Genomic DNA, 8,291 nt, shown 5'->3' with positions numbered 1-8,291 from the left:
CCCGGCCGTTACGGCGGCCGCCTCGTCTACACGCTCACCATGCTGGCCGCCGCCGTGGCGACCTTCCTCCTCTCCTATGCCCACACCTATACGCAGATGCTGATTGCCGGCCTCGGCGTCGGGCTTGCCGGCGGTTCCTTCGCGGTCGGCGTCGCCTACGTTTCGCCATTCTTTCCGGCGGCAAAGCAGGGAACAGCACTTGGCATCTTCGGCGCCGGCAATGTCGGCGCTGCTGTGACCAAGTTCGCCGCCCCGTTCATCCTGATTGCATGGGGTTGGCAGGCTGTTGCCCAGATCTGGGCCATCGGCCTGGCGCTGATGGCGATCGTCTTCTGGTTCACCACGACGGATGATCCGGCCTTCCGCCTCCGCCGCGAGCGCGGCGTCGCCTCCAAGAGCCTCCTGCAGGAGTTCGCACCGCTGAAGAATGCCCAGGTCTGGCGCTTCTCGCTTTATTACTTCTTCGCCTTCGGCGGCTTCGTTGCCCTGTCGCTGTGGCTGCCCCGCTATCTGGTTGGTGTCTACGGCTTCAATCTGGGCGTCGCCGGCATGGTCGCAGCCGCCTATTCCATTCCGGGCAGCATTTTCCGCGCCTTCGGCGGCGTTCTCTCCGACAAGAAGGGCGCTCGCAGCGTCATGTACGTCATGTTTGCCGTGTCGGCTGTGGCAACCCTGATCCTTTCGCTCCCGGCCGCCGGCACCGGCTCCGCACTCGGGATCACGCCTGTCGTCTTCATCGTCGTCATCTTTGCCCTCGGCTTCGTCATGAGCCTTGGCAAGGCTGCCGTCTACAAGCACATCCCCGCCTACTACCCCGAAAGCGTCGGCGCGGTCGGCGGCATCGTCGGCATGATGGGCGGCCTTGGCGGCTTCATCCTGCCGATCGCCTTTGGCCTCCTGAAGGACATGACCGGCCTGTGGTCGAGCTGTTTCATGCTGCTCTTCGCGATCGTCGTCATCTCGCTGGTCTGGATGCACCTGTCGGTCAGGCAGCTCGACCGCCGGGGCCTCTCCGCACAAGCCGTCGCTGCCACCTGATTTTGAGGACCTGAAACCTATGACTGAGAAGCTTGTCATCATCGGCAACGGCATGGCGCCCGGGCGCATGCTCGAGCACCTCTTCGAAAAGGCACCGGGCCAATATCAGGTCACGATCTTCAACGCCGAGCCGCGCGTCAACTACGACCGCATCATGCTTTCGCCGGTTCTGTCCGGCGAGAAGGAGTATGAAGAGATCATCATCCACGGCGATGGATGGTACATCAAGCACGGCATTACGCTCTACAAGGGCCACAAGATCGTCGCGATCGACCGTGCCGCCAAGACGGTCACCTCCGATCACGGCGTCGTTGAAAGCTACGACAAGCTGGTGATTGCCACCGGCTCGGTGCCCTTCATCATCCCCGTGCCCGGCAAGGATCTGCCCGGCGTCATTACCTACCGCGACCTCGACGACGTGCAGGCGATGCTGCTTGCCGCCCAGTCGCGCGAGAAAGCGATCGTCATCGGCGGCGGCCTGCTCGGCCTCGAAGCGGCGGCCGGCCTTGCGTCGCGCGGCATGGACGTCACCGTCCTGCACGTCATGCCGACACTGATGGAGCGCCAGCTCGATCCGGCGGCCGGTTATCTCCTGCAGAAGGCCGTTGAAGAACGCGGCATCAAGGTCATCACCAAGGCCAATACCAAGGCGATCGTCGGCAACGGCAAAGTCGAGGGCATCGAGCTCGACGACGGCCGCATCATTCCGGCAACCCTGGTCGTCATGGCGGTCGGCATCCGCCCGAGCGTCGGGCTCGCAAAGGATGCCGGCATTGCCGTCAACCGCGGCATCGTCGTCGATGATGGCATGCAGACCTCGGACGGCAGCATCATGGCGCTTGGCGAGTGCGCGGAAGTTGGCGGCATGGTCTACGGCCTTGTCGCACCGCTCTACGAGATGGCCCGCGTCGCCGCCTCGCATCTGTCGGGCGACCGCTCTGCCGCCTTCGTGCATTCGGACACCCCGACCAAGCTCAAGGTCACCGGCATCGAACTGTTCTCGCTCGGCGACTTTGCCGATGGCGACGACCGTGAGGAAATCGTGCTGCGGGATGCCTCGGCCGGCGTCTACAAGCGCCTCGTGCTGAAGGACAACAAGATCATCGGCACCGTCCTTTACGGCGAAACCGCCGACGGTGCCTGGTTCAACGATTTGAAAAAGAAACAGACCGATATCAAGGAGATGCGCGAAACGCTGATCTTCGGTCAAGCCTATCAGGGAGGGTCGCCGCTGGACCCTATGGCGGCCGTTGCAGCCTTGCCGGATGACGCGGAAATCTGTGGCTGCAACGGCGTCTGCAAGGGCAAGATCACCTCGACGATCACAGCTAAGGGCCTGACGTCGCTCGACGACGTGCGTGCCCACACAAAGGCTTCCGCGTCCTGCGGCTCCTGCACCGGCCTCGTAGAAAAGCTGATGACGCTGACCCTCGGCGACAGCTACAACCCGGCCGCCGTCCAGCCCATGTGCACCTGCACCGAACTCGGCCACGACGACGTGCGCCGCCTGATCAAGGCCAAGGGCCTCAAGAGCATCCCCGCCGTCATGCAGGAACTCGAATGGAAGACCTCGTGCGGCTGCGCCAAGTGTCGTCCGGCTCTCAACTACTACCTCGTCTGCGACTGGCCGGATGAGTATGCCGACGACTACCAGTCGCGCTTCATCAACGAGCGTGTCCACGCCAATATCCAGAAGGACGGTACCTATTCCGTCGTTCCACGCATGTGGGGCGGCGTGACGAACTCCAACGAACTGCGCGCCATCGCCGATGTCGTCGACAAGTTCGAAATCCCGATGGTGAAGGTGACGGGCGGCCAGCGCATCGACCTGCTGGGCATCGAGAAGGAAGACCTGCCGGCGGTGTGGGCCGATCTCGGCAAGGCCGGCTTCGTTTCCGGACAGGCTTACGCCAAGGGGTTGCGCACGGTGAAGACCTGCGTCGGTTCCGACTGGTGCCGCTTCGGCACGCAGGATTCCACCGGCCTCGGCATCCGCATCGAGAAGTTCATGTGGGGGTCTTGGACGCCGGCCAAGCTGAAGATGGCGGTCTCGGGCTGCCCGCGCAATTGCGCCGAAGCGACCTGCAAGGACATCGGCGTGATCTGCGTCGACAGCGGTTTCGAGATCCATTTCGCCGGTGCTGCGGGCCTCGACATCAAGGGCACCGAGGTTCTCGGCCTCGTGAAGACCGAGGACGAAGCGCTGGAGCATATCGTGGCGCTGACGCAGATGTACCGCGAGCAGGCCCGCTATCTCGAGCGCATCTACAAATGGGCGAAGCGTGTCGGCCTGGACGAAATCCGCCGCCAGATCATGGGCGATGCCGAAAAGCGCCAAGCCTATTACGACCGCTTCGTCTTCTCGCAAAAATTCGCCCAGGTCGACCCCTGGTCGGAGCGCGTCTCCGGCAAGGACAAGCATGAGTTCAAGCCGATGGCGACGATCGGCTACCCGCAGGCCGCTGAGTAAGGAGATGGACATGAATTGGATTGCAATCGGCGACATCTCCGAAATTCCGCTGCGGGGGGCCCGCTGCGTGAAGACACCCCAGGGCAAGATCGCCGTCTTCCGCACGGCCGAAAACGAGATCTTCGCCATCGAGGACCACTGCCCGCATAAGGGCGGGCCGCTCTCCCAAGGCATCGTCCATGCCAAGGCCGTCACCTGCCCGCTGCATAACTGGGTGATCTCGCTCGAAACCGGCAAGGCGCTGGGCGCCGATGAGGGCGAAGTGCGGACCATCCCGGTGCGCAACGAAAACGGCGCCCTCTTCATCGCGCTCGAAAGCCTGATGATGGCGGCCGAATGATGGAAACAGAGGTCAAGACAACCTGTCCCTATTGCGGTGTCGGCTGCGGCGTCATCGCCAAGGTCGCAGACGACGGCAAGGTTTCCGTCATGGGCGACCCAGACCACCCCTCCAATTTCGGGCGGCTGTGCTCGAAGGGCTCGGCGCTTGGCGAAACCGTCGATCTCGACGGGCGCATCCTCCACCCGGAGGTTTCGGGGGAGCGGGCGGAATGGGGACAGGCGCTTGACCTCGTCGCGCAACGATTTTCGGATGCCATCGCGAAACACGGCCCCGATTCCGTTGCCTTCTACGTCTCCGGCCAGCTGCTGACCGAGGACTACTATGTTGCCAACAAGCTGATGAAAGGCTTCATCGGCTCGGCCAACATCGACACCAATTCGCGGCTCTGCATGTCATCCTCCGTCGCCGGCCACCGCCGCGCCTTCGGCTCGGATACCGTGCCGGGAACCTATGAGGACCTGGAGCTCGCCGATCTGGTGATCCTCACCGGCTCGAACCTCGCCTGGTGCCACCCGGTCATCTATCAGCGACTGGCCGCCGCCAAAGCAGCACGCCCCAGCATGAAAGTCGTCGTCATCGATCCACGGCGCACGATGACCGCCGATATCGCCGATCTGCACCTTGCCATCCGCCCGGACAGCGACGTCGCTCTTTTTGTCGGCCTTTTCGAGCATCTGATCGCAAGCAACGCCATCGACCAGAACTACGTTGCCGAACATACCAACGGCTTTGCCGAGGCCTTTACGGCTGCCTCCGGGATCTCCTTCAACGAGGTGCTGGAACTGACCGGCCTGCCAGCCATGCAGCTTCGCGAATTCTACCGCCTCTTTGCCACGACTGAGAAGGTCGTCACCTGCTACAGCCAGGGCGTCAACCAGTCCTCGTCGGGCACCGACAAGGTCAACGCCATCCTCAACTGTCATCTCGCCACCGGCCGGATCGGCCGGCCCGGCATGGGACCCTTCTCGCTCACCGGCCAGCCGAACGCCATGGGCGGGCGCGAGGTCGGCGGGCTTGCCAACATGCTGGCCGCCCACATGGCAATCGAAAGCGCCGAGGATCGCGACCGCGTCCAGCGCTTCTGGGGTGGGCCGACGATTGCCGAAAAACTGGGCCTGAAGGCGGTCGATATGTTCAGGGCCGTTGCAGACGGACGGATCAAGGCGCTCTGGATCATGGCGACCAACCCGGTCGTTTCCATGCCGGATGCCGACGCCGTCGAGGCCGCCATCAAGGCCTGTCCCTTCGTCGTCGTCTCCGACGTCCTGAAGGACACCGATACCGCGCGTCACGCGCACGTCCTTCTGCCCTCGCTCGGCTGGGGCGAAAAGAGCGGTACGGTGACCAATTCCGAGCGTCGCATCTCCCGCCAGCGCTCCTTCCTCGATGCGCCCGGAGAAGCCCGGGCCGACTGGTGGCAGCTTGCCGAGGTGGCCAAACGGATGGGCTTTTCCCAGGCCTTCGACTTCGCCTCCAACGCAGAGATTTTCGACGAACACGCCACCCTCTCCGCCTTCGAGAACAACGGCAATCGCGACTTCGACATCGGCGCATATGTCGGCATGGATCTACAGGCCTATGACGAACTGCCTCCCTTCCAGTGGCCACAGCCGGCGGGTCAAGAGAATGGTGAGACCCGCTTCTTCGCCAATGGCGGCTTCTACCACGCCGACGGCAAGGCACGCTTCATCGCCGTCAAACCGGTCGCCTCGGATCGCACCAACGCCGACTATCCCTTCACGTTGAACACCGGCCGTATCCGCGACCAGTGGCATACGATGACGCGCACTGGTAAAAGTGCGCGGCTTTCATCCCACATCGCCGAGCCCTTCGCCGAGCTTCATCCACGTGACGCGATCGAGATCGGCGTCGGCAATGCCGGTCTTGTCGAGATCGAAAGCCCACACGGCACGGCCGTGGTTCGCGCCCTGATCACGGAGCGGCAGGCCCGCGGCAGCATTTTCGTGCCGATGCACTGGAACGATCAGTTTGCCGCCAAGGCGCGCATCGACGCCGTCGTCGCGCCTTTGACCGATGCGCTCTCGGGCCAACCCGCCTCGAAAAATGTCGCAGTCGCTGCCCAACGCTTCAAAGCGGCGCGCTACGGCTTTGCGGTCTCCCAAGTCAAGCCGGACAATCTCGATGCCGCGTATTGGGCGTTGGCAAAGGCCGAAGGCGGGTGGCGGGTGGAGCTCGCCTTCGACCGGCCGGTCGAGGACTGGTGCGCCTGGTGCCGCACCACTTTCGCTATCCCTGACGATGTCGAGCCACTCGGCTACGCCGACCAGCAATCCGGCGATCTGAGGCTCGCCTTCTTCGACGGCAAGCGACTGCTTGCGGCCCTGTTCCTGGCGCGCGAACCGGTGGCCGTCGCCCGCAACTGGGCGATCTCCCAGCTCACCGCCGAGCACACCAATCTGCGCAAGCGCTTCGCTCTCGTCGCCGGTCGCCCGGGTGCCGACAAGCCTGATCCGGGCGCTACCGTCTGCTCCTGCTTTGGCGTCGGCGTCAACCAGATCGTCGCAGCCGTTCGCGGCGGCTGCCACAGCGTCGAAGCCGTCGGCAAGGAACTCAATGCCGGAACCAACTGCGGCTCCTGCCGCGCCGAGATCAGGGGGATCATCGATGGATGTCTTGCAGCCGCCGCGGAGTGAAACACCCGCCCGCATGGAGCCGCTTGCCAAGCTGCCGGTGTTCTGGGCGCTCGAAGGCAAGCGCGTGATCATCGCCGGCGGATCCGATGCCGCCGCCTGGAAGGCCGAGCTTCTCGCCGCATGCGGCGCGGAAGTCCATATCTATGCGCACGAGCTTTCCGACACCTTCGAGAAACTGATCCTGCGAGGCGCCGAACACCCTCAGGGCAGTTTCATCCATCACGCCGAAGCATGGAATGAAACGATCTTCACCGGCGCTGCCATCGCCATCGCCGACTGCGAGGGGAATGACGAGGCGGAAGCCTTCTTCGCCGCCGCCCGTATGGCCGGGGTGCCGGTCAATGTCATAGACAAGCCCGCCTTCTGCCAGTTCCAGTTTGGTTCGATCGTCAACCGCTCGCCTGTTGTCGTGTCCATCTCAACGGATGGTGCCGCCCCGATCCTTGCCCAGGCAATCCGCCGGCGGATCGAGACGTTACTGCCGCGGGCGTTGAAAGGCTGGGCGGAATTGGCACACTCGCTACGAGACCGGATCAACGAGCGGCTGGCGCCCGGCCCCTTGCGCCGCGCTTTTTGGGAGAGATTCGTTGATCGCGCCTTTTCAAGTTCGGATACGCCGGAGGAGGGCGTCGGCGGGCAGCTTCTCAAAGAAGCCGAAAGGCTTCGGGAAGCGCCCGCCCACTCCAAGGGTCGTGTGACGCTGGTCGGCGCCGGCCCCGGCGATGCGGAGCTTCTGACGTTGAAGGCCGTTCGCGCCCTGCAAGGAGCCGACGTGATCCTCTTCGATGATCTGGTTTCTTCGGAGGTGTTGGAGCTTGCCCGGCGCGAGGCAAAGCGCATGCTGGTGGGAAAACGCGGCGGCCGCACGAGCTGCCGCCAGGAAGACATCAACGACATGATGGTGAAGCTCGCCAAGGCAGGCAAGCGTGTCGTGCGGCTGAAGTCCGGCGATCCGATGATCTTCGGCCGCGCCGGCGAGGAAATTGCCCATCTTGATCGCGAGAACATTCCGGTCGATGTCATCCCCGGCATCACCGCCGCAAGCGCCATGGCCTCCCGCCTCGGGATCTCGCTGACGCACCGCGACCACGCGCAATCCGTCCGCTTCATCACCGGCCATTCTCGGCATGGCGGGCTGCCGGCCAATGTCGATTGGGCCACCGTCGCCGATCCGCATACGACGACCGTCTTTTACATGGGCGGCAGGACGGCGCCGCTTATCGCCGATCGGTTGATCGAAGAAGGCCTGTCGCCTGAAACGCCGGCCATCATCATCAGCGACGTCAGCCGGTCGACACAACGCGATTGGCGCGGCACACTCTCAACCGTCGCCTGTGGGATCGCGGAAATCGGCTATGACAATCCTGTCCTGATCGCTGTCGGCAGCGCCCTTGCGGCACGCCAGAGCGGCACCGGCGAGGCCGGCCATCTCGATGGCTATTTCCGCTTGGCCGTCGGAGCGCGCTGATGCAACTCCAGACGATCGCTCCCGTCTTCCTGGTTCTCACCATCGCCCTCAGCTGGCCGCGCTTCATCAGCATCTTCAGCCCCAGAACGGATGCTGCCGTGGCAATCGCCCCGCTCACCATGATCGCCAGCGCGGTCAGTCTCTCCGCCCTCGGATTGGCCTTCGCCGGCAACGGGCCATGGCTCGGCATGCTGATCGCGGCGCTTGGCCCGCTTCTCGGTTGGACGGTGCGGACGCCAGCGCCGCCGCTCGCCGTGTCGCTGTCCACGCTCAGCCTGGCCGCCTACCTGCAGTTCGGCTTGGCCACTATTTTCTAGC

Annotated in this window: 6 protein-coding genes; all 6 read left to right on the top strand. The window is 63.9% G+C overall.

The features are described 5' to 3' along the window. Window positions 1–1,038: MFS transporter (locus PMI09_RS18905; protein WP_007797927.1), on the top strand; the 1,038-nt coding region annotated here is incomplete at its 5' end. Window positions 1,039–1,057: 19 nt separating this feature from the next. Further along, window positions 1,058–3,508 (top strand): nitrite reductase large subunit NirB, encoded by a 2,451-nt coding sequence (nirB, locus tag PMI09_RS18900; RefSeq protein WP_007797923.1) that lies wholly within the window; start codon window positions 1,058–1,060, stop codon window positions 3,506–3,508. 4 nt (window positions 3,509–3,512) lie between these two features. Beyond that, the gene (gene nirD, locus PMI09_RS18895) at window positions 3,513–3,848 is read left to right on the top strand and encodes a nitrite reductase small subunit NirD (RefSeq protein ID WP_085990691.1); all 336 of its coding nucleotides are present in this window, start codon (window positions 3,513–3,515) and stop codon (window positions 3,846–3,848) included. Next, entirely contained in the window at window positions 3,848–6,505 is a 2,658-nt protein-coding gene (locus PMI09_RS18890; RefSeq protein WP_007797916.1) for a nitrate reductase, read from the top strand. Before nirD ends, PMI09_RS18890 begins: the two co-directional genes overlap by 1 nt. Then, on the top strand, window positions 6,477–7,973 hold the full coding sequence (gene cysG / locus PMI09_RS18885) for a siroheme synthase CysG (protein WP_007797913.1): 1,497 nt from the start codon (window positions 6,477–6,479) through the stop codon (window positions 7,971–7,973). Before PMI09_RS18890 ends, cysG begins: the two co-directional genes overlap by 29 nt. After that, a complete protein-coding gene (locus PMI09_RS18880; RefSeq protein ID WP_007797910.1) occupies window positions 7,973–8,290 on the top strand; it encodes a hypothetical protein in 318 nt (105 codons plus the stop codon). The genes cysG and PMI09_RS18880 overlap by 1 nt, the downstream gene beginning before the upstream one ends. Window position 8,291: the final 1 nt, after the last annotated feature.

Source organism: Rhizobium sp. CF122 (assembly GCF_000282035.1).
Lineage (GTDB): Bacteria > Pseudomonadota > Alphaproteobacteria > Rhizobiales > Rhizobiaceae > Rhizobium.
This window is presented reverse-complemented; position numbering and strand designations above follow the sequence as displayed.

Coding starts and splice junctions, on each gene's coding strand:
- nirB (WP_007797923.1), top strand. CDS start 1,058: ATGACTGAGAAGCTTGTCATCATCGGCAACGGCATGGCGCCCGGGCGC.
- PMI09_RS18890 (WP_007797916.1), top strand. CDS start 3,848: ATGGAAACAGAGGTCAAGACAACCTGTCCCTATTGCGGTGTCGGCTGC.
- cysG (WP_007797913.1), top strand. CDS start 6,477: ATGGATGTCTTGCAGCCGCCGCGGAGTGAAACACCCGCCCGCATGGAG.
- PMI09_RS18880 (WP_007797910.1), top strand. CDS start 7,973: ATGCAACTCCAGACGATCGCTCCCGTCTTCCTGGTTCTCACCATCGCC.
- nirD (WP_085990691.1), top strand. CDS start 3,513: ATGGACATGAATTGGATTGCAATCGGCGACATCTCCGAAATTCCGCTG.